At 32.1% G+C, this 20,931-nt stretch carries 17 protein-coding genes; 9 read left to right on the top strand and 8 right to left on the bottom strand.

Going from position 1 to position 20,931, the window contains the following annotated elements:
• Positions 1–291: 291 nt before the first annotated feature.
• The gene (locus tag H6622_04800) at positions 292–702 is read right to left on the bottom strand and encodes a hemerythrin domain-containing protein (GenBank protein ID MCB9060821.1); all 411 of its coding nucleotides are present in this window, start codon (positions 700–702) and stop codon (positions 292–294) included.
• Between the two features lie 226 nt (positions 703–928).
• On the opposite strand from H6622_04800, the gene H6622_04795 reads away from it, so the two are divergent.
• Positions 929–1,663 carry a hypothetical protein gene (locus H6622_04795; GenBank protein ID MCB9060820.1) on the top strand — a complete coding sequence of 245 codons (735 nt, stop codon included), beginning with the start codon at positions 929–931 and terminating at the stop codon, positions 1,661–1,663.
• A gap of 253 nt (positions 1,664–1,916) precedes the next feature.
• Positions 1,917–4,052 carry a hypothetical protein gene (locus tag H6622_04790; GenBank protein ID MCB9060819.1) on the top strand — a complete coding sequence of 712 codons (2,136 nt, stop codon included), beginning with the start codon at positions 1,917–1,919 and terminating at the stop codon, positions 4,050–4,052.
• Here H6622_04790 and H6622_04785 read toward each other — a convergent pair.
• Complete coding sequence (locus tag H6622_04785) at positions 4,040–5,086, bottom strand: alpha/beta fold hydrolase (GenBank protein MCB9060818.1); 1,047 nt, start codon at positions 5,084–5,086, stop codon at positions 4,040–4,042. The two genes, H6622_04790 and H6622_04785, sit on opposite strands and share 13 nt — an antisense overlap.
• Before the next feature lie 173 nt (positions 5,087–5,259).
• On the opposite strand from H6622_04785, the gene H6622_04780 reads away from it, so the two are divergent.
• The 7 genes from H6622_04780 to H6622_04750 all read left to right on the top strand — a co-directional run bounded on the left by H6622_04780 (position 5,260) and on the right by H6622_04750 (position 11,437).
• Entirely contained in the window at positions 5,260–5,892 is a 633-nt protein-coding gene (locus tag H6622_04780; protein MCB9060817.1) for a M23 family metallopeptidase, read from the top strand.
• 44 nt (positions 5,893–5,936) lie between these two features.
• Positions 5,937–6,440 carry a hypothetical protein gene (locus tag H6622_04775; protein MCB9060816.1) on the top strand — a complete coding sequence of 168 codons (504 nt, stop codon included), beginning with the start codon at positions 5,937–5,939 and terminating at the stop codon, positions 6,438–6,440.
• A 140-nt stretch (positions 6,441–6,580) separates the two neighbouring features.
• Positions 6,581–7,009, top strand: a complete 429-nt coding sequence (locus H6622_04770) for a TraR/DksA C4-type zinc finger protein (GenBank protein MCB9060815.1) — start codon at positions 6,581–6,583, stop codon at positions 7,007–7,009.
• 21 nt (positions 7,010–7,030) lie between these two features.
• Positions 7,031–7,567 (top strand): dCTP deaminase, encoded by a 537-nt coding sequence (locus H6622_04765; protein MCB9060814.1) that lies wholly within the window; start codon positions 7,031–7,033, stop codon positions 7,565–7,567.
• Between the two features lie 131 nt (positions 7,568–7,698).
• Positions 7,699–8,607 (top strand): hypothetical protein, encoded by a 909-nt coding sequence (locus H6622_04760; GenBank protein ID MCB9060813.1) that lies wholly within the window; start codon positions 7,699–7,701, stop codon positions 8,605–8,607.
• A 156-nt stretch (positions 8,608–8,763) separates the two neighbouring features.
• Positions 8,764–9,990 (top strand): VWA domain-containing protein, encoded by a 1,227-nt coding sequence (locus tag H6622_04755; protein MCB9060812.1) that lies wholly within the window; start codon positions 8,764–8,766, stop codon positions 9,988–9,990.
• Between the two features lie 175 nt (positions 9,991–10,165).
• On the top strand, positions 10,166–11,437 hold the full coding sequence (locus H6622_04750; GenBank protein MCB9060811.1) for a S8 family serine peptidase: 1,272 nt from the start codon (positions 10,166–10,168) through the stop codon (positions 11,435–11,437).
• 63 nt (positions 11,438–11,500) lie between these two features.
• Here H6622_04750 and H6622_04745 read toward each other — a convergent pair whose 3' ends face one another.
• The 6 genes from H6622_04745 to ubiE all read right to left on the bottom strand — a co-directional run bounded on the left by H6622_04745 (position 11,501) and on the right by ubiE (position 20,798).
• Positions 11,501–15,040 carry a hypothetical protein gene (locus H6622_04745; protein ID MCB9060810.1) on the bottom strand — a complete coding sequence of 1,180 codons (3,540 nt, stop codon included), beginning with the start codon at positions 15,038–15,040 and terminating at the stop codon, positions 11,501–11,503.
• Positions 15,041–15,278: 238 nt separating this feature from the next.
• A complete protein-coding gene (locus H6622_04740; GenBank protein MCB9060809.1) occupies positions 15,279–16,244 on the bottom strand; it encodes a hypothetical protein in 966 nt (321 codons plus the stop codon).
• Positions 16,245–17,144 (bottom strand): 1,4-dihydroxy-2-naphthoate octaprenyltransferase, encoded by a 900-nt coding sequence (gene menA, locus H6622_04735; GenBank protein ID MCB9060808.1) that lies wholly within the window; start codon positions 17,142–17,144, stop codon positions 16,245–16,247.
• Complete coding sequence (gene menD / locus H6622_04730) at positions 17,116–18,765, bottom strand: 2-succinyl-5-enolpyruvyl-6-hydroxy-3-cyclohexene-1-carboxylic-acid synthase (protein MCB9060807.1); 1,650 nt, start codon at positions 18,763–18,765, stop codon at positions 17,116–17,118. The genes menA and menD overlap by 29 nt, the downstream gene beginning before the upstream one ends.
• Positions 18,717–20,084, bottom strand: a complete 1,368-nt coding sequence (locus H6622_04725) for an isochorismate synthase (GenBank protein MCB9060806.1) — start codon at positions 20,082–20,084, stop codon at positions 18,717–18,719. The genes menD and H6622_04725 overlap by 49 nt, the downstream gene beginning before the upstream one ends.
• Entirely contained in the window at positions 20,085–20,798 is a 714-nt protein-coding gene (ubiE, locus tag H6622_04720) for a bifunctional demethylmenaquinone methyltransferase/2-methoxy-6-polyprenyl-1,4-benzoquinol methylase UbiE (GenBank protein ID MCB9060805.1), read from the bottom strand. It abuts the gene before it with no gap.
• Positions 20,799–20,931: the final 133 nt, after the last annotated feature.

Below are 20,931 nucleotides of genomic sequence, written 5' to 3'. Positions count from 1 at the left end.
TTATTTCTTGATCGAATAAAATCCAAGTCTAAGGGCAATATCTTTTCGTTATTCTGAAGAGAATATCCATTTTCAGATTAATGTAACCTTTTAAATGTTAAATCAGAGTTACATTCTCCATCTTTGTGTATTTTAATACATTTTACTTAATTGTTCCAAATGTGCGATAGGATATTTAGAAAAACAAAACGAGACACTTTCGAATAAATTACAGTTAGATGTAAAAAAATCGAAAGTGCCTAAAAAGTAAAATAATCTCTTTATAAATACATTTCAAAAAGTAAAAAGAGCTTAAGCAACTTCCTCTGCTAATTTGTATAGAACACTTTCTTCTTTTTCAATTCTGTTGGCCAAAGCTGAAAAAAGCCCATTTGCCTCATTATTAAAAGAATTGGAATCCGATTTTATTTTCTCAGAAGATTTCCATCTTGTAACAAAATCAACCCAAGCATCCTTTATCCCACCCATTTCATTTTGAAAGTCGGTTGCAACTTTTACAGCTTCAGTATTAGTTGAACTAATTAATTTGGGATACATATTTTGGTCTTCAGATGCCAAGTGGAGTTTAATTTTGCCTGTCATTGATCCCAGTGTTTTGACAATTTGTTCAGCATTATCAGAACTATTTCTCATTAATCCTTTAATCTCTCCAACCATCGCCACTAGATCTTGGTGCTCTTTACGATACATTGTTATTTTCATTAATAGTCTCCCTATAAATATATTGTGATTTCTTATTGTAATTCCAAGTTGTGTTCACTGCAAGTAGGTCAAGATGGAACAGATGTTTGCTTCAGGTTTAAAAACATTTTATTTCTAGTGTAATTTTATATAGTTGGCCTATTTGATTTAAGTTTATAAGTGAGTAATTTATATTAACCCTACAACATCTTGTAGAATAGTTGATCGTTTTGTGTTAGTTTAATTCATGAAATTTTCCATACTAATGCTAATATTGAATTTAATTTTAGTTGATTTTGCTTCATGCATTGAAGTGAAAGACTGTGAAACACTACTTTCTCATCAATACAAGAACAGGTATACTGTTTTTCACAAAGGCGCATATGGACAAGAAGGCGTTGTCTTTTTTCTTTATGATAATTACACAAAAAATAAGGTCGTGTATAAGCACTATCATGATTTTTTTAACATTGGGAAAAAGCATAAAAAAGAAGCAAACAGACATATAAGAGAACTATTCAGTAAAAATAGTGACACTGCAAGACCTAATAGATCTTTTTTTCATTCTCTCAAATTAAATAGTAAATCAGTTGAACACGGACTAGGAAATATCACTCCAGTTGTCTATTCAGTTGTTTATGACCAGGATGGTTTACCTCGTGGGATTATTATTGAACATATTGAGGGAGAAACACTTTTTGAATTAGTCAACGAAGAGCGTATCTCTTATGAACAAGCAACGAAAATAATTAATAAAGTAGAAGAAATTCTCAATTCATATGAGAAACTGGGTTTTGTTCATGGTGATCCAAAATTAGAAAATATTATGGTTATGCGAGATACTGAAAAATTGGGGGATTTTAAAGTTAAACTCATTGATCCTGATATAAGTGCTGAAAGTGATATGCAAATCTCAAAAGTAAATCAAAATTTCCAATTTTTAAGATCTAAACATTTAATTGAGAAAAAATTAAAAAAATAAATAAAAAATATGTATATGTGTGCTATTTTTTATTTAAAACTTGAATCTTCATTCTCAAAAATATAAGTATTCTAAACAAAAAAGGGCTGAGTCTTTGAAGCTTAAATCAGTTATATTTATAATATTTGTTTTTAATTGCTTGAGTGTAATTGCAAATGATTCACTAAAAGTACTATGTCAAAACAAATTATTAAGACAAAAGATTTTACAAAAAAATGAGATACGCACTATACTGAGAGCGTATGATGAGACTTTGAATACCTATAGTCATGCTTCTGCTCAACTACACTTCCAACACGCACTTTATATTAACCACAAATACAAAAACGCATTTATACGCGGAAAATTGATGAGTCTATTTGGCTATTGGGCCATTAATCATATTCCAGAGATTCAAAAAAAATTAGTTCTCTTTCAACACAAATCAAAAACCCACAAAGATGCTCTGGCAAGCTTGAGTGCATTATTTTCAAGTTCAGAATTGGAAATTAAAGGAGTACAGATTGTCGCTGAAAAAATAGCAAATTCTGCAGCTTTACTTGCAAAAGAAAAAGAAACTTTTTTAAAATCTCTCTCCCAAGACGAAATAATTTTGTTGTTTATGAAAAAGAATACATCCTCTCCAAAAAAATATTTGCAAGTTATCACAAGCAATCAAAGACTAAATGCGAATATTTTGATTACTGCAAATAGAACTAATATACCTAAATCTCATGATGAAATTCTTCAAAAAATTAAAAAGTCTCACCAAAATAACTCTTTACCTATTAGTACGAATATTTCTAAAACTAACTATAGTAAAAGAGAAATGATCTTAAACCTCGTAGATAATATAATTGATAATTTTGTTGAAAATGAAGGTGTAGATAATTTTTCAATATTATCTAATGAGATTCGAAAGATAGTGCAAAACCCATCGGTAGAAATGCAACTTCTAGTCGGAAATAAACTCTACCAATGGTACAAGGCCCACGATCCTTTTCTATTAGAATGGTCAGAGTCTTATAAACATGAATCTATTGAAGTTGTACATGCTATGAATGCAATTGCTTTCAAAGTCTCAAGGGATTTATTTGGGATGGACGCAAAAGAAAAAATAAATATGATGAAAAAATTTGAAAAAAAATTAAAAAGATATTCAACAATAGACCTTTTTCGGTTTAATTCACATATCATAGAAAAACTTTTAACAGATGAACATTTTAAAATAGGTCAGGCCCAAGCTGAACAATTAGAATTGGATAAAAAGAAAAAAGATACTGATTTTTTTTCTTCAGAGCACCTTTTAAATGAATCTGAGATTCCCTTAAGTACTTCTGAGTTACTCAATAAAAAATTTCCAAAGGGAATTCCGTCTTCGTTTACAAAAATAGCTAAACTCCTAGGTATAAATACGGCCATTAAATTTTACAAAGAAGTAGATTTATCCGATGCCTATCTTTACCACTTCTTAAAGGTAATTGATCAAATTGAGCATCTGACAATTACGCATCTTGAAAATGAATTTTATCATGTACTTAAAATTGATCCACAAGCAAATAAATGGCATATGGGTTTTTACAATCTTATAATTAGAAATTTACCTCCAAAACATATCAACATTTCAAGACTTTTCATGGCCGACCTACTTACGAGTCCCAAAATTGGTAAATTTATTAAAAAAAATCAAAGACTAAGAAAAACAAAGAAGAAACTAGCTTTCTACTTTTTTAAGGAACATCCATCATTTGAAGAAAATTTTTCGAAATTTGTAGAAATATCAAATTCACTTTTAATGAAAATCCCATATTATTATCACCATTTTATTTCAGAGGAAGACTATCTTAAAATTATTGAAAATCAATTTGATGCATTTGATTTTTTAAACAAACATCGTAAAATTGTCACAAATGTTTCTAATTTAAAGACAGAAAAAAATAAAATTAGCTCTAAAAATCCAAACAAAAGAATAAAAAAACAAGACATTTCAGATGATCAATTTACAATGTTTTATGAAACAGAAAGATCTCTAATGGAAAATGAAGTTCTACTGCAAGAAATAGCTAATAAAAATCTATCTTTAGTTTCAGGTATGGTTTACTTGGTTGAAACTAATACACCAAATGTATTTAAAAAATTTATGTTTTCAGAAAACTTAATCGATCAACTGAATAGGGCCCATCACACGTTGGAAAGAAAAATAATTAATACACTTTTACAAGCTGGAAAATCTCCTCTTATTGTAAAACTTCACGATTATGTAGATAGTAATGTTAGAAAGTTATCTCTTAAAAGAAAAACCGACTTCAGACCCATAGGCTGTGTAAGGCATGATGGCGTAATTGAATTTATGGAGATCGTACCCCATAGAGATCTTAATGATGAAATCTCAAATTATTATTGTGATTGATTTGAAAATATTTTTATTATTTTTTCTTTGATAATATTTAAAACCATATTTTTAATCTCATCTGTTTCAATGAAAGGTTCATGTTTAGAATCTTTTATAACTATAAGCTCACAATTTTTATGAGTTTTGCATACGTTATTTTGTCCAATATTATCTACAACTTCATCTCGTTGCGCTTGAATTATTGTAAAAGGGACTACTGAAGTAAATTCATTTTTACTTTGAATTTTTTCTCCTATCCGGACTGTTTCTGAAATCCAATGCACAGATGGCCCTCCAATGGCCCCGTCCATCCCCAGCATACCAAACTGATTTTTATTCAAATAAATATCATTTCTAAAATGTTTGAACCGAAAAGGAGAACTTGTAAGTTCATTTCCAATAAAAGAAGTTTTTTTAAAAGGCCCTAAACCAGGCCCAAAATCCTCACCATAACCAAAAAATGTCATCAATTTCAAAATAAGAAGAGCAAACCACTTGGGCATGGCCCCAAAAGAGATCTCAAAAGAAGGGGAGGTAAGAACTGCATACTTAAAAAAAAGAGGATATTTGGTATTCAATAAATGCACGATCACTCCACCCATTGAATGGCCAATAGCAAATCGACTTTGGTAATGTGAAAACTTTTTATCTCGAAGAAGCTGAGCTATTGATTCCACATATTGATCATAATTGTTGATATAACCAACATATTTATTTTGTACTATTCGTGATGAAAGCCCTTGACCCAATTGATCAATAATCAGAATATCAGCATTTACATTTCTTAAGTCATAAATAATTTCATAATATTTCTCTATAATTTCGGCCCGACCAGTTGAAATAAATATCAAGTTTTTCGAGTTCCTATTCACATGTAAATACCGCAGCTGGTAGCTTTTTAAATCATCTCCTTTTAGTTGATAATATTCGGAGGTCAATTTTTGTTCTGTAAAGTATTGCCAAATTAAAGGCCAGTTTTCAATTTCAACTTCTTCAGAATATATTGAATATAGAGGTAGGCAGAAAAGGAGGATATAAATAATTTTTCTCATACGTTTATAATAAGTAATATGGAGAGGTTGATCAAATCACATTATTGATGCAAATAGTCTGATAACAAACTGCGGTTTGACGGTCTAATTTTAAAGTCTGATAGTTACCCTCCGATATGAAGTATATGAAAATAATAATTTTATTGTCATTTTTCCTTTTTTCTTGTGCCAGCATGCAAAGTGGAAAGTTTATTCTTTTGCAAGAAGGTGACAGTCTAGAAGAAATCGCTATTTCATATGGCACTAAACCTCAGGCCATATTGAATGCAAATCAAGGGAAAGAATTTAGAGTAGGCAACTGGTTTTTTATCCCTCAGGTCGCTGGTATTAAACGGGCCTTTCAAAATCATCTTGATTATAACGATTTACTTTACGGAGAAGAACTCTATACAGGGAAATTTCTCTGGCCCGTGCCATCAGTGTTAAAAATAAGTTCATTTTATGGAAAGCGTTGGGGAAGAAAACATGAAGGAATAGATATCCCTGGGAAAAAAGGAGCATCGATTTTGGCCGCAGATGATGGTGTTGTCATTTATTCCAATAATGGTCTTTCAGGCTATGGCAATTTAACAATAATTCAACATAATGATGGAATTTCTACCGTCTATGCTCATGCAAAAAAAAATCTAACACGTAAAGGACAGAAGGTTTTTCGAGGACAAGTTATAGCCCTTCTTGGAAATTCAGGACGTAGTACTGGGCCACATCTCCATTTTGAAGTTAGAAAAAATGACTTTCCCATTGATCCAGTTCCTTTTTTAAAGAAATCCAGACAAGTATTTTTGGCCTACAAACCAAAAGAATGATAAGAAAAACAATGTGTAAAAGCTGAACAAAAGTAGAGAAGTTCATGTCAAATAAAAAGAAGAACCGATATTTTCACCTTTCGTATATGGGAATGGATGTACCTAAAAGTGTACAAATTGATTGTGATCAAGACGATTGGGCAAAAGAAATTTTGAGTGAACTTGAAGAAAATATTGACCAAGAAGATAGAGATGAAATTGGCCAGAAATCTAAATTAACTTTCATTGGGGAAATGATTAAAAAAAATAATTCACATCTCAATGATTTCATGATTTTGACAGGACAATTAAATGTCGAGTTTATTACCTATTGCACTTCAACAGGTGCGGCCATGAGTGATTCTATAGACGTTCATGTACAAGCTGTTTTTATCCAAGATAAAGTTCGGGATAAGTATGGACATGAAGAAGATACTGAAATTTTTGTAGGGGACGAAGTTTATGATTTGTTTTTTGTCGAAAATGATCAAGTCGACATTGCTCCCGTTATTAATGAATTTGTTTTTTTAAACAAAAATCAATACCCAAAAAAATCTCCGAAAGAATAGATGTTAGATTATAAAATTTCTAACAAAGTGTAAGATTAATTTAATTGCCACTATGACCTTATCTCTCTATTATCCCGCTACCCCAAATAACTTTTATGGTTTTTTGGGTCTTTTCTTGCATCACTACTGAAGGGGGAGGAATGAGGAAAAGGGAAAATCATCATTTAAGTAATAGTGAAATTGAAGAAATTAAAAAAATTTTACTTCTTGAAAAAAGAAAAATTTTTGATGAAATTAGCAAAGAGTTTGGTGAGCTCATCGATCAAGAAAAAGATATCAGGGATGTGGTAGACGAGGCAAACGAAAGTATACTATTATCACACACAACACGACTAACGAATCGTAAGAATCTCTATGTTAGAAAAATTGAAAAATCTCTCAAGAGTATCGAATGTGGGGAATATGGAATGTGTGAAGAATGTGGTTCTGAAATACCGTTTTCTCGTTTGAGAGCTCGTCCTACAAGCACAATGTGTATAGTTTGCAAAGAAGCTTCTGAAAGTGAAGAAGCTCAAAACTTCTTTGGTCGTCAGTCGAAGTCATTAGGTCATCAGATTCAGATCGGATGATAAAGCTAACTGGGGGGGCACATGATTTTATCAGATAAAGCAATCTTACAACAAATGGAACTTGGTAACATTGTAATAGAACCTTTTAATCGTAACGCCCTAGGTTCTAATTCGTATGACATACACTTAGGTAGAGAACTTGCTGTATATAAAGAAGAAATACTAGATGCAAAAAAAGAAACAGAACTCGAGTACTTCGACATTCCGGATGATGGTTTTATTCTTCAACCAGGAGTACTTTATCTTGGTGTAACTGAAGAATACACAGAAACTTATTGCCACGTTCCTTTCTTAGAAGGAAAATCAAGCGCAGGAAGGCTTGGTATTGATATACATGCAACTGCCGGCAAAGGTGATGTTGGTTTTTGCAATTATTGGACCCTTGAAATTTCATGCAAGCAGCCTGTAAGAGTCTACCCTTACATGCCCATCGGGCAGATTATTTATTTTGAAGTAAGTGGCGAAGTTGAAAACCTCTACCTTAATAAAGCATCTGCCAAATATAACAGTAAAACTCCTCGACCAGTTGGATCAATGATGTGGAAAAACTTTCACTGATATCTAAGAATATTGAAATATATATACATAAATTCTCTGGTTTTTTCTTTTTTTAGGCAAATCTTTAGTTCATTGACTATCTGATTAATGGAACGTAGAAAACAATTCTCTATAAAAAAAGAAGGAAAATAATGAAACATCTATTCTATGTGTTCGCATTAATATTTATCACAACGAATTGCTATACAATGATGCCTAAAAATTCATCTGAATTTCAGGAAATTATTTCTAAGAACGAAGAACTTCTACCGAAACAAAACATTGATTTTCATTACTACAGAAATATCGTAGGCACAAATCATCCTATTTTTGTAAAAATTGAAGACATACATCCAGGGCAAAGCAGATATTCATTTGATATGGTGAAAGTAAAACTTCGGACAAAGAAAAAGAAGTTTAGATCAATGCGAAATCGAAACGCTATTTTTAAACTCCATGAATATAAAGAAGGGATTTTAACAAAGGAAGGTATAATCCTTGATGATGGACATCACAGTGTACAGGAATCCTTATATCTTGGGGCAAATTCATTTCCTGTAAAATTAATTGCAGATTTGTCAAATCTTTCAATGGATAAGGCCTGGATTGAACTTGAAAAAATGAAAAGGGTCTATCTCATAAGTATTGATGGAAAAAAAAGATGGCCTCCAGCAAAATTTTCACATCTCATAAATGATCCTTTGAGATACTTTATAGGTTTAACAGCTCTGAAGTTATTTCGAGATTTAACTATTCAACCTAAAGGGACCGCATATCCACTGTGGATCAAAAACAATCAAACAGTTAAATTCATTGAGTTTATAATGGCCGATAGACTCTACTCAAGCGAAATTAATTTCATCGAGAAAAACATCTATAATCCACCATTTGATTCTGAAACAGTTGAAGACGCTAGAAAGATTTTAGCTACCGATTTATACATATTCGAAAATTATCTCATTGATACCCCTATCCCAACGGATATCATAGTTAGTGAATACACAACGAAGAATTTTAGAGACTGCCAAGAATTATTCAAAAGGCTAGGATATATTCCCTAGGCGCTTGAATAATTCATATTTAAATTTTATTTTTAAAATGAATAAATATTTTTTATTTCTTAGGGCCAAAAAAATTACATCAAGACTGAGCAACTCTATATTTTTAAAGAAATTTAGCTTAGTATGACCCGCTATCAAACAGGTGGAGGCCTTTTTATGAAACATATATTATTTACCGTGGTAAGTCTTTTGATATTAGCTGGTTGCAACGACAAGGAAACTAAAAAGACTGACTCTACTCCACCAACTCAGACACGTTCGCCTGAAAATAACCAAGAAGATAAGGGAAATCAAACGACAAGCTTAGATGCAAACAAAACTCAAAATATTGATTCTGTGGACAAGAAGGAAGAAAATATTGCTAACCAAGCTATTCAGAATACAGATGAACAACCTCAATTGAACAAACTTCCTGTTTCAGAAAATCAAGAATCTGAAAATAATACACCTATTCAATATATTTTGGGCAATGGAAAGAGTGTCTACTTTGAGCGCTTCTACGATTATTCAAGTGCTGTTGCAAATCCAGAAAACCCTTTTGAAGCATGGATTCCTGATTTTAAAGGAGATCAGCTTCACAGAATAAATACGATTGCCACCTATGAATTTCTTAGACTTACTCATAATCAAGGTTCACTAGTCCTTAACTGGAAAGATGAAAATTTAACCAAAGCAATGAGCTCCGTATTAGATAAAATAAAGCAACAGGTTAACAAAACACTAGGTGATCTTGATCTACTCATTGTTCTGGACAACACAAGATCATTTGAAAGAACTCGAAAGTTACGAGCTCTAGAGAAGGCCTTAAGCTCTATTGAAAGAGAATTCATGCTTTTTCAATCTTCAGGGAGAAAACTTCGTATTGCTCTGGCTTCATTCTCAGATGAAGGACAAGGGAGACTAATTGGCAACAGCTCTGGAGAATTTATACTTGATTCTTCTGAAACTTATGCAAAAAGAGTAAGCGAGTTTATTGAACAATTTTCTGAAACTTCAAATTCTGCTCTCGATCAGAGCTTTCTTTATCCAATCCTAAAAGAAGGTGTAGAGACATTTTTTGATGATTCCAATACAACTCAAAATAAGTCCGTAATTATATTTATCGATGAAGCTACACACAATGCACAGAACTCAAGGCCAAAAAATACAAACCCAATTACTCTTGAAAAGTTAATTTCAAAGTATAATGTTGAGAACTCAAAGATTGGACCTGTTGATTGGTATTGGACTGTAGAAGGTGATTCAAACGCAATATCTCAATTCACTGAAGTTAAAAGAAGATTAGATGAGAGAAATGATCTAATTAAAGAATTAGTTGAGGATCAGGATTGGTTTAGAGCACAGAAGTCTATCAATTACCACGTAATACTCACTAGGCGCTAGAAAAATAAAAAGTGGAAAGCTCCACTTTTAGAGCTCACCGTTCGCTATTAGCTAACAAATTCTTACAAAACATATTAAACGTTGAATACTAGTGGTTCTAGTCATAGCATGAATGTATAAATGAAGTTTAATACAAATTGGATGTATTAACCAAACAAACATCAAGGATGATGACATGAATATTAAGTATCTAACTTTTCTTTTTATCTTTGGGAGCTCGTTTTCAAGTTATAGTAACGAGTACCTTGTGCAATTGAATTCAAATTTTTCACTCAATAAAACACTGTTTCATGGACTTAAGGTCAATGACGTAGTCTCCACAGAAATTGGAGATATCGCAGTTGTAGATGTAAAAAATGACTTAGCTTTACGAGCTCTTAAAGCAGATCCTAGAGTAGAAATTGTAGAACCAAACTACACTTATTCAATTGATCCAATCATAAATAATGATGGTGAAGATGAAGATATCTATGAAGGTAAAAACCTTTTCTCTCAACAATGGGGATTAAGAAATAATGGGACCAATTCTGGCAAATGGTGGAAACCAGGCGTTGCCGGAATGGATATCAATGCTCTTAATGCTTGGAAAATGTCCAGAGGGAGTAAAAGAGTAAAAATAGCCATTATTGATACAGGCGTTGACTATACCCATCCAGATCTGAAAGAAAATATTTGGATCAATGAGGCCGAAGCAAATGGCCAGGACGGTGTTGATGATGATGGAAATGGTGTTGTAGACGATATCCATGGCTATGACTTTGCAAATATGGATGCTGACCCTTTTGATGATAATGGGCATGGAACTCATTGTGCAGGTGTTATTGGAGCAATTCATGATGAACTAGGAGTTGCGGGTGTTATGGGACGTGTTGAAATAATGCCACTTAAATTTTTAACTGGCTCTGGAAGGGGATCACTTCAGGGTGCTGTTAAGGCCATTCAATACGCCATCATGATGAATGTTGATATTATGTCAAACTCCTGGGGGGGGGGGCCAAAATCAATGATTCTAGAAAAAGTAATTAAGCTTGCTAACGAGAAAGGAATACTTTTCGTTGCGGCCGCTGGAAATAGCAATAATGATAATGATAAAAATGCTTCCTATCCTGCGAGTTATAAAGTCGATAACGTGATATCAGTAGGGGCCATGGACGGTCGAGGGAAAAGAGCAACTTTTTCTAACTATGGAGAAAAAAGCGTGCATGTATTTGCTCCTGGTGTAGATATTTTATCAACTTTACCAAATGGAAAATATAAAAAATTATCAGGTACTTCAATGGCAACTCCATTTGTTTCAGGAGTCCTGGGCCTTATGATAGCTAGAGACGGAAGACAAGATGTTGCAACAGTGAAAGAAAAACTTGTTAAATCGTCAGTTGAAGTTGAAGATCTAAAAAAATATAGCCTCTCAGGTGGCCGCGTAGACGCCTTTAATTTCCTTCAATAAATTGCTGTGACCCCTCTTTTATAAGAGGGGTCTTAATTCAAAAACTTGTATCATTAATTATTTCTAGACACTTAAAAGATGTGAGATAGCATTAAAACATTCATTTTTGTTTTTCTTAACTTTTGTAAAGCTATTTGATACTGGAACTTTAAAAGATGTATTTGAAATTTTGCTTTTTCCCTTAGTTTCTCTTTTTTTCAACTTGGGACTGTCATAAAACTCAGGGAAGAGGTAATGTTGTAATTCTTTTAGATGATACAACTGTAATGTATCAAACTTTGCTCTGGCCACTAATTTCATTTTCACAAGAGTTCTAACGATATTTTTAGACTTTAATAATTTTTCATCAGTTAAACCCGTTTGAGATAAGAGAGTATTAATCCTTTCAAAGTAAGTATTTATCCCATAATCAGGTTTTTCATATATAGCAATTTGATCAAGTACAAATTTGTTAATTTCCTTATAGGCCTTTATGATATCTCCCTTTTTAGGATTTTTTTCAATATGCTTAAGAAAATCAATATTTTCAATATCTACAATACCTGTATCTATGTTTTTAAAGCGAGCACTAATATCTTTAAGTTCTTTGTTTAAAAGATCGTCTTTCTCTGGAAGAGAGTCAGAGTATTCATTTATATAGAAATGTGGAGACTTCACTTCTTTCAATTTTTCATTATGTATACTATTAATAATTGCAATAGATGCCTTTAAAAAGTTCTTATTAGAACTATTATCAAATTCCTCAGTTATTCTTTGCTTGAGTTCCTTTGCTTCCTCAGATTTACTATTATAATCTATCTTTCCATTGGTATTGTAAGAACTATGAATGTTTTTGATTTCTTCAAGTCGCGAGCTTATTTGGATGCCTTCAAACTTCGAGTACCAATCTTTATATTTTTGCTTGTTTTCAAAGCGCTTATTTTTTGAAAGAGTTGTCAAATTTTCAAGCTTTAGTTTTGACCAATGAAAAGGCTTGGCCCAAACAAGTAGGTTTCGTGTCCATTTTTTCATCATTTCATGATAGTTTTGCATTAGCTTCTGATCGACGATGTGATCCTTCATTCCTAGCTTATGTGGAAAAAGTTCATCTTTTTCTAAAAGAAATTTTTGAAACCTTGCTTCTAAAAACTCATCTTCAAATTCAGTTAGTTCTCTGTAGATAGTACCATTTATTTTTGCAAGAACTTTAATTATTTCATCTTTGTATTCTGATTTTTTGATGTACTTTGAAAGTCGCTCATTACCCATTCCTATGAGTGCGTTATCTTTACTTTTGAATTTTTTTGCAATTTTCAACAACTGTCTTCGAAGTTTAAAATTATTAGGATACATTTCATTAACAGTTTCTTCTATGAGATAAGGAGACTTAAATAAAGCATCTAGTTTTTCCTTATAAGTTTTGTTGAAAGTCTTAAGAAGCTCTTCGAGCAAAATAGAGTTTGGACTTTCATTTAGTCTCTTTTGAAAAATTCTATCAATATCACTGGCCATATTTTTATTATAGATTTCTCGGCCCTTGTACATATAATGAGATCCATTTTCAAATTCTTTAATTAAATCCTGTAAACCTTTTTCATAAGCATTATCTAAATCTTTCTGTATTAGTCTTTCAGTAAACTTAATACCTAATGCCTGCACTGCTGGTATATGGGCCCAAAATAACATTTTAGCTAGAGGAAGAGTAAAATATGGAGTGTTTATACTTGGAATCACTATGTATGCTAGACGGAAACTAAATGGAAAAAGATATATGGCCTGATTTTCAACATTATATCTTGGCCAAAACGTATCCCATTCTTTGGCAATTGGATCAATTTTCCCAAATCCAAATGGCCTTCTTTCTCTATCCATAAAAAACTGATTAACCCTGCCAATAGTGTTGTCTATTGTGAATTTTAGAGGAGTTGCAATAACAGACTCAATAGACTTATACATTTTATTTTGAAATATTTTATTGTTTTCATAATTATGTGATGGTCTAAAATTATATCCCTTCAGTTTTACCTTTAATGTTTTGTCTTTTGTTGCTCCAACTTCAAATCGACTCTTTGGAATCGAGTAATAATGAGTTTTAACAACATTGTTTAAATATGTAGCAATTCCTAGTGTATAGACATAAACTTCTAAGAATTTTTGAGGATTTAGTGTTAATACTGCTTCCCAACCGCTTTTTATGGCAATTAAAAACCAACCAAAAGCAAATCCGTTCATCGCACCTTTGAATGTTCTCCAACTTTCAGTTCCTCTATTTGTGATACGTGCATATGTCCCTGAAAATATACCGATAACTGAGCCCCAGCCAGCTGATAAGGCAGACGCCCATCCCACAACGTCGAGTGGATATCCTCCAACTCCCATGACAATTCCTGTCGCTAAAAATTGAGATAATCCACATGTTAGTGCCAGAGCAATTTTAGACTTTCGCTTTTCTATTCTTGGATCGATATCAAATTTATCCACAGAGGCAATTTTCCAGCTTTGATTAAACTTTTTTGTAAATTTTGCAGGTTTTAAATGTTCTTCAATTTTATTTGGATTAAAAAGATCCTCTAGTTCTTGATCAAAAATATTTCCAAGTTTTTCTTGATCCTCTTTAAAAGTACTCAGATCAGGATCTTTTGTAAGCATTATATAAAGGTTTCTCCCATTGGCCTGGTTTGAGTCAATATGTTGTTTGGCTATATAACGTTTCAATTCTTCCATGAATTGTTTATTCTCTGTATCATAATCAGACTCCTTCATGATCATGTATGCATTTCCTGTTTCGTAATGTACTACTCGAATAAAATATTTATATGTAATTTCATCTGTTTCAAAATTTTCCAAAATCAACTTATTAAGTTCTGCTGCTCCTAGTTCCGGAAATTCATGTGAAACCTTATTTTTTTCGATAAACTGCTCCATGAATTCTTTTTCACTGAGATCAGAATGTTCTTTGATCATTTTTATCCAGTCCACAATCAAAGAAGAGGCCATATATTGAATTGATTGAATTACTTTTTGTTCTTCACTTTTCCACATGGTTTTGTAATCTTCAAGCTCTTCTATGGCCTTATTTTCCAAATCTTTTAAAAATTCTATTCCTTGCTTGGCCTTGTCTATATCGGCAGCTTTCTCAGGATTTAGTTGATAGAGAAGTTTCCAAAAATTTTGTCTGTAATTGTCATTTAATCTTTGGTGGATATCAACGGTTAAAGTTTTATATTCATGAGTTGCATCAATGTCAGGAGCATCATCAAGATAACTATAATGAATTTTATTATTTTCATAATCTGCAATTTCTAAATAGGGAACTTCGTTTTCATCTACTCTTAATACAGCTTGAAACTTACCATCATTTGATTGAGCACTAACAGAATTGTCATCAAGTTTATGAAGTTTTTCCCATAGATTTAAAACTGCGTTTGCAAGTTTCTCACGATAGACAGAGTTTTGAACTTGTTTATCACGAGGAGTTAAGATTCGAACTAAGTGTTGATCTGGATCTGAAACAAACTCAACTTGCTGCTCAGCAATTTGCACTTTAGTTTTTGCTTGGACATTGGTCGTCATTATCAAGGCGATAATGTTAAAAATAGTTGCAATTTGACGAAAGTGCTTCACAAAAAAACCTTATCGTAAAATAACCTGGTTAATGCACATTCACTTCACATCAACACTTCAACAACTTCCAGGTAGTAAATATTAGTTTGGCCTATAGATGACATAAGTAACTCTAATAGAAATTATTGTAAATAGCTTTCTTTATTAGGATTCTATCTCATGTAAAGCTTATCCATCCTCAATTTAGTCGATTTAGATTGTGAAAAAAAGAGATGGTTAAAAAAAGTTTACTTCTAAATTATTTGACGTCTTGGATATATTTGACAGTACCTATACCATGGCCCTGTTTCATATTTAACTTATTAATATTAAACAGAAAATTATAAAAGCTGTGAAAAGGACCAACCTCATAGCATGAACTTAAGACAATTGGATTATGCAAATGTTCATCTATGAAATTGAATACATGACTAATACCACTAAATAAAGTTGGTTTTATAACGAGTGTATTTTTCTCTGAAAATGGTGTCTTATTTAAAAGAGCAGGTGTATCCCAGGCTTTTTTACTTTCGTCTAAACCAGAATGAGTTGGGGGATCTTCGAAGTAATCAATAAAATTTATGTATTCATGACATTTTGAGATAAATTCATTCTTAATTTTCTCATTGCAATCTATTCTAACTATTTTCTTATCAGGTAACAAAAATAAGCTTTTTAAAAAATTCAAATCTTCAACTTCTTTTTGATAACCTAATTTTAATTTAAAATATGTAGCTCCTTCAGAAATCAAATCCCTTACTTCAGCTAGAGAAGTTTCTGTATCTGTCACAAATATTAAATTTTGTAGAGATGACATGATATTTTTATTTGATGTTGGATAGTAATCACCTAAAAATTCATGATTGTTGCTAATGACTTTTCCTTTTGAATGAATAAATTGAAGGAGGAGATGCTCTATGCCAGTTTGAAGTGGAGGTGGTAATTTCTCCTGCTTTATCAAATTGAAGAAAGGGGCGAATAAATTAAAGTCTGTGTGTTTGATTTTGTGATCATGTTCACAAAAAGATTTTAACAAAATCTCACATTCATTTATTGAGTTAAAATGAATGAGATCGATTGGAGTGCATTCACTGCAAAAAACATTATTTTCTATTTCTATTTTGATGAAAAGTGATTCAAGATAGTGAAATTCTTTATCCTTAATATAAAATACTTTTTTAGCTTTTATTTTTTTTTGAATATAACTGAATTTAGCTTGTATCATTTAAAAATATAATATGAGAGTAGTAATAATACAGTATAAAAAAAGATATTTCCCAATGACAGCAAGTATTTCATTTAGTCGTTCATCAATAGGGCTAAACAGTAGTTTAGACCAAGATTCTCTCAGCGAAAAGCAAAGACAAAGATTACAAATAAAGGCAAGTTTGTTGACAAAAATTAATATAAATACACTTAAGAGTATAGGGATAAAACATAAGTATCGACCAGCAGTTTCTCCGAAATATATTGCCAAAGTTTTCTTATTGGTTTTTTGATCGCTCTGCCTGTCTCTTAAGTTGTTCACGGCCATCAATGACCAAGAAATCAAACCAGGGCCAAGTCCATACCAAAGAGGAAGTAAACTATTTTCACCTGTATGCAAGTAATATGTTCCCCATACGGCCATCGGTCCAAAGGTAAGTAAAGCAATAATTTCTCCTAGCGCATAATGAGACAAAGGATAAGGTCCTGCTGTATAGATATAGGCCAAAAACATTGATGTCAGACCAATGATAATGATGGGTATTCCTCCAATGGCCATCAATTGAATACCGCTTATGAAAGCTATGGTATAAACTATTATAATTGCCCAGCGGATTTCTCTTATTGATAAAAGTCCTTGATTAGTAACTCTCGTAGGGCCAAGTCTTTCCTCATTATCAACGCCATTGATGTGGTCAAAATAGTCATTAACTAAATTACTTGCAACTTGTAAAAGTAAGGCACAAATGAAAATTAAGAAGGTTGTGGAAATGGAAAAATTATTTTTTCCTATGGCCAAACCACTCCCAAGTATTACTGGGCCCATAGATGCAAATAATGTCTTTGGCCTAATGGCCAAAGTGTAGTATTTGAATTTTAAGAGGGAACGATCAATGATAGGGTTTGACGATAAGTTCATAAATTTTTGGTCCTAATTGCCCTTTAAGTTCATTATAATTGACTAATAATTCGGAAATACTTTCACTTCTAAAATAATCTATATTGAACTGTTTTGAAATATATTGGAACTCAAAACTGTGAGGCGTTGAAATTTTTTGAATAACATCTTGGTCTCGGGCTATATTTAATTGATGGAAGATATCGCCTCGGAAATTATTTAGGATAATTATATTTATAGATTTCCTTTGAAGCATAACGAGAGAATTAAGATCATGGATAAAGCTTAGGTCTCCTAGTATAACGGTGACGTTTTTTGTAGGGAGCGCATCTTTGATACCTATCCCCATTGCAATATTACCCTCAATTCCACTTACTCCACGATTGGTTAAAATTTTATATGTTGGGGTTTTTGGTAGGAAATAATTGTCCATTGATCTTATGATGGAGCTATTACCTATGAATAATACATCTTCTTCACTCACATAAGAGCTAAATTCTTGTGAAAAAAGGTCAATATCTTGTGCAGCAATATGTTCTCTTCTATCGTCAAAATTCCATTTTAATGCGTTATTGAAAGAGTACTTTTCGAGAATTTGATAAAATGATGAAATCTGAAAATAAGTCGGGGAATTAAAAGAGCAGTCAGTTAACTTATCACATGAGGAAAAATTTAAAAAATGAGAGGTATTCATTGACTCACAAAATTGATAGAAATATTTTGATGTCAATCGACTTCCAACGTGAATAATAAAATCGAAATTTAGATTTTTGCTGGCCAAAAGTTGCATGTTTTCTTTTGTGGGAATGATTAAATTATCCAACAAAGATCTCTTATTGTTTGAGATGTCAGCAATTATTGGAAAAGAAAGACTATTAAGCAATTCAATATGATGGTTTTCGAAATTTTCTAGATCACTCCCAAGTGCAATAAGAACATTTTTATTTTCAAATGAAATCTCAGGGCAAAAGTATTGATATTTATTTTTATGATAATTTATATGTTTAATAAAATAGTTTTGAGCTTCAATAAGTAAGGATTGTGAAATCTCTCCTTGAGTTTGATCCAGTGGCTCTCTCATTGGGAAATTTAGATGAACTGGAAGTTGTTTATTTATTGCCGTTGTTGCAAGGATGTGTATATTGCTCGTCAATTCCTTTAGCGAGACATCCAAATTAGGTGTTCCTAAATTCATATGAAGACAACAAAATGATTGATATATTTTGTCTTGTTCAATAGTTTGATTAGTATCATTGTATAATAGTTCTGGTGGACGGTCACAGCTAATGACAATTAAGGGGGTGTTTGACTTGGATGCCTCCATCACTGCAGGGAAAAAATTTGCAAGTGCGGTACCCGATGTACAAATTAAAACACTAGCAGTACCAGATGTTTTAGATGCTCCCAAAGCGCGATATGCAAGACCTCTTTCATCTATTCCATGCTCAATACATAGATCAGTACGTCTAGATAGTGCACTTATGAATGGAGCATTTCGCATCCCAGGCGCATAATAAAAATATTTAATAGAATGTCGTGATAACTCTTCAATTACCAAAGAGCACCAGAGACGATTTATATTCTGACAATGATCTAAAACATTTGTAAGAAGTTTTTCATCTTGTTGTGAGTTTCGATCCACTCATCTTCTCCTATAGAATCATTAACAATTCCGGCCCCTCCATAGATATGGATATTATTATTTTCAATTAAACAACTTCTTATTCCAACAACCATTATAGTTGTATTCTTACTAATATAACCAACTGGAGCAGCATATAGACCACGGTCCATATTTTCAAAATCTTTGATGAATTCCTTCGCTATAACCCAAGGTCTTCCGCCCACTGCAGGGGTAGGATGAATCTTATCAATGATATCAAATACATCTATGCCTTCCCTGACAAGTCCATTAAAACTTGTATACAAATGTTGAACATATTTAAGCTTTAAAATATTTTCTTTTTTTGGGTTGATTGTGTCTGAGCATAAGGCCTGAAGTTTCTCTTGAATTTCCTTTGCTACAATATGGTGTTCATGAAGATCTTTGATAGAACCCTGCAACTGTTGAGCTAATTCTTCATCTTCTTTTGCAGTAACTCCTCGATTTCTTGTTCCTGCAATTGAATCGACTACAATTGTTTGTCCATTGAGTTCAAAAAGTTTTTCCGGTGAAATACTCAAAAATGAGTGGTGTTCATCTTTTTGCAAAAAGAAAATATAACATTCTTGAGGGTCTTCGAGAACTTGAGAAAGGAGATGATTTCCTTTTAGGTTTTGTGAAGCATGAAAAATGACTTTTCTGGCCAAAACAACTTTCTCCAACTGAGTTGACTTTATATCCTGAACGCATTTATCAATCATATCTACCCAGGTATTATGATCACCGTAATTTCTTAAGTCATTTTGGAAATTTTCACTTTCATTTTCAACATGAATATTATTTTTTATATTAAATGTGTTTTCAAGCCTCTTTAAAAAAGTATCTTGCATTAATTTGTCATAAATAATTTCAGAGGGGAAGTTGATCGTTAAAGTATATTTTTTATTTTTTCTCGACCATTGTGCCAGAGGTAAAAAATAAAAACAATCATTGAATTCTTCCCATTCTGCTGAAGGGTGGGAACTTAAATCAAAGCGTCTCCCTCCAAAATATCTGCAATTTTCGTTGAATTTACAGTTTTCAACGATAGTTTTAACCTTATTATATTCTGATATTTCATGAACACTATCTATTGCTAGAATTTCTTCGAATTGATTTTTATCTCTAAAATAACAGTAAGTGCGATGAGAAATATTCTTGGCCATTTGAGAAATATTGACCTCACTTAATTCTAATTGAAAATTATCAAAAGGAGCACCTTTTTTATAGAGATCTTCATAAACGCTTTTGGCCCAATATTCTTTTAATTTAGGCCATAAAATTGTAAAAATATCTCTGCTAGGGCCAGGAAGGATCAATTACTTTTCTCCGATGTAAAGAGTTGCGATTCCAAACGTAAGCGGAATATACCTTACATTCTTAAGTCCGGCCTTTTTCATAAGATTTGCGAATTCATCTCCATAGGGAAATTCTTCGACAGTTTGATTGAGATAGGTATACGCATCTCCATGATTAGAGATGAGATTTCCAATATAAGGCAAAATTTTTCTAAAATAAAAGAAGTAAAGAAATTTTATAAGTTTAGATTTTGGCAATGAAAATTCCATGATGAGTGCACGGCCATCTTTTTTAAGAACTCTCTTAATATTCTTTAAGGATTCTTTTGGTGAAGAAAAATTTCTTATTCCAAAACTTAGTGTGATAACATCAAAAGATTCTGCATCAAAAGGAATCTGAACCCCATCTCCTATTTTAAGTGAAATTCTATTTTCTAGGTTTTTTTTATGAATTTTTTTTAAACCTTCTTCAATCATACCGTGAGACATATCAATTCCTACAATGCTTTTAACTCGTGGACTTTTCTCAAGAGTAATGGCCACATCACCAGTTCCCGTGGCCAAATCTAAAATGTCGAGTTCATTTATTTTAGGTAAGTTTTTACGTATTTGATTTCTCCAATAAATGTCTATACCAAAAGACAAAAAATGATTAAGGAAGTCATAAGTCTTAGCAATTTGATTAAATATTTTATATGATTCCTTTTTTCTAGAATTTAAAGTGGTGCTGCCCATGGAACTTTCCTTTTCATAAAATTACTAGTGCAACATACTCATAATATTGCAATGTTTCAAGTTATCTGATTCTATTTGCCACGACATTTTTATGAATTTTTAAATTCATTTACATTTTGGTGTGCAGGTTGTA

Source organism: Halobacteriovoraceae bacterium (assembly GCA_020635115.1).
Taxonomy (GTDB): Bacteria; Bdellovibrionota; Bacteriovoracia; order Bacteriovoracales; family Bacteriovoracaceae; genus JACKAK01.
Note: the sequence above shows the minus strand (reverse complement) of the source record. Positions and strands in the feature narration are given on the sequence as shown.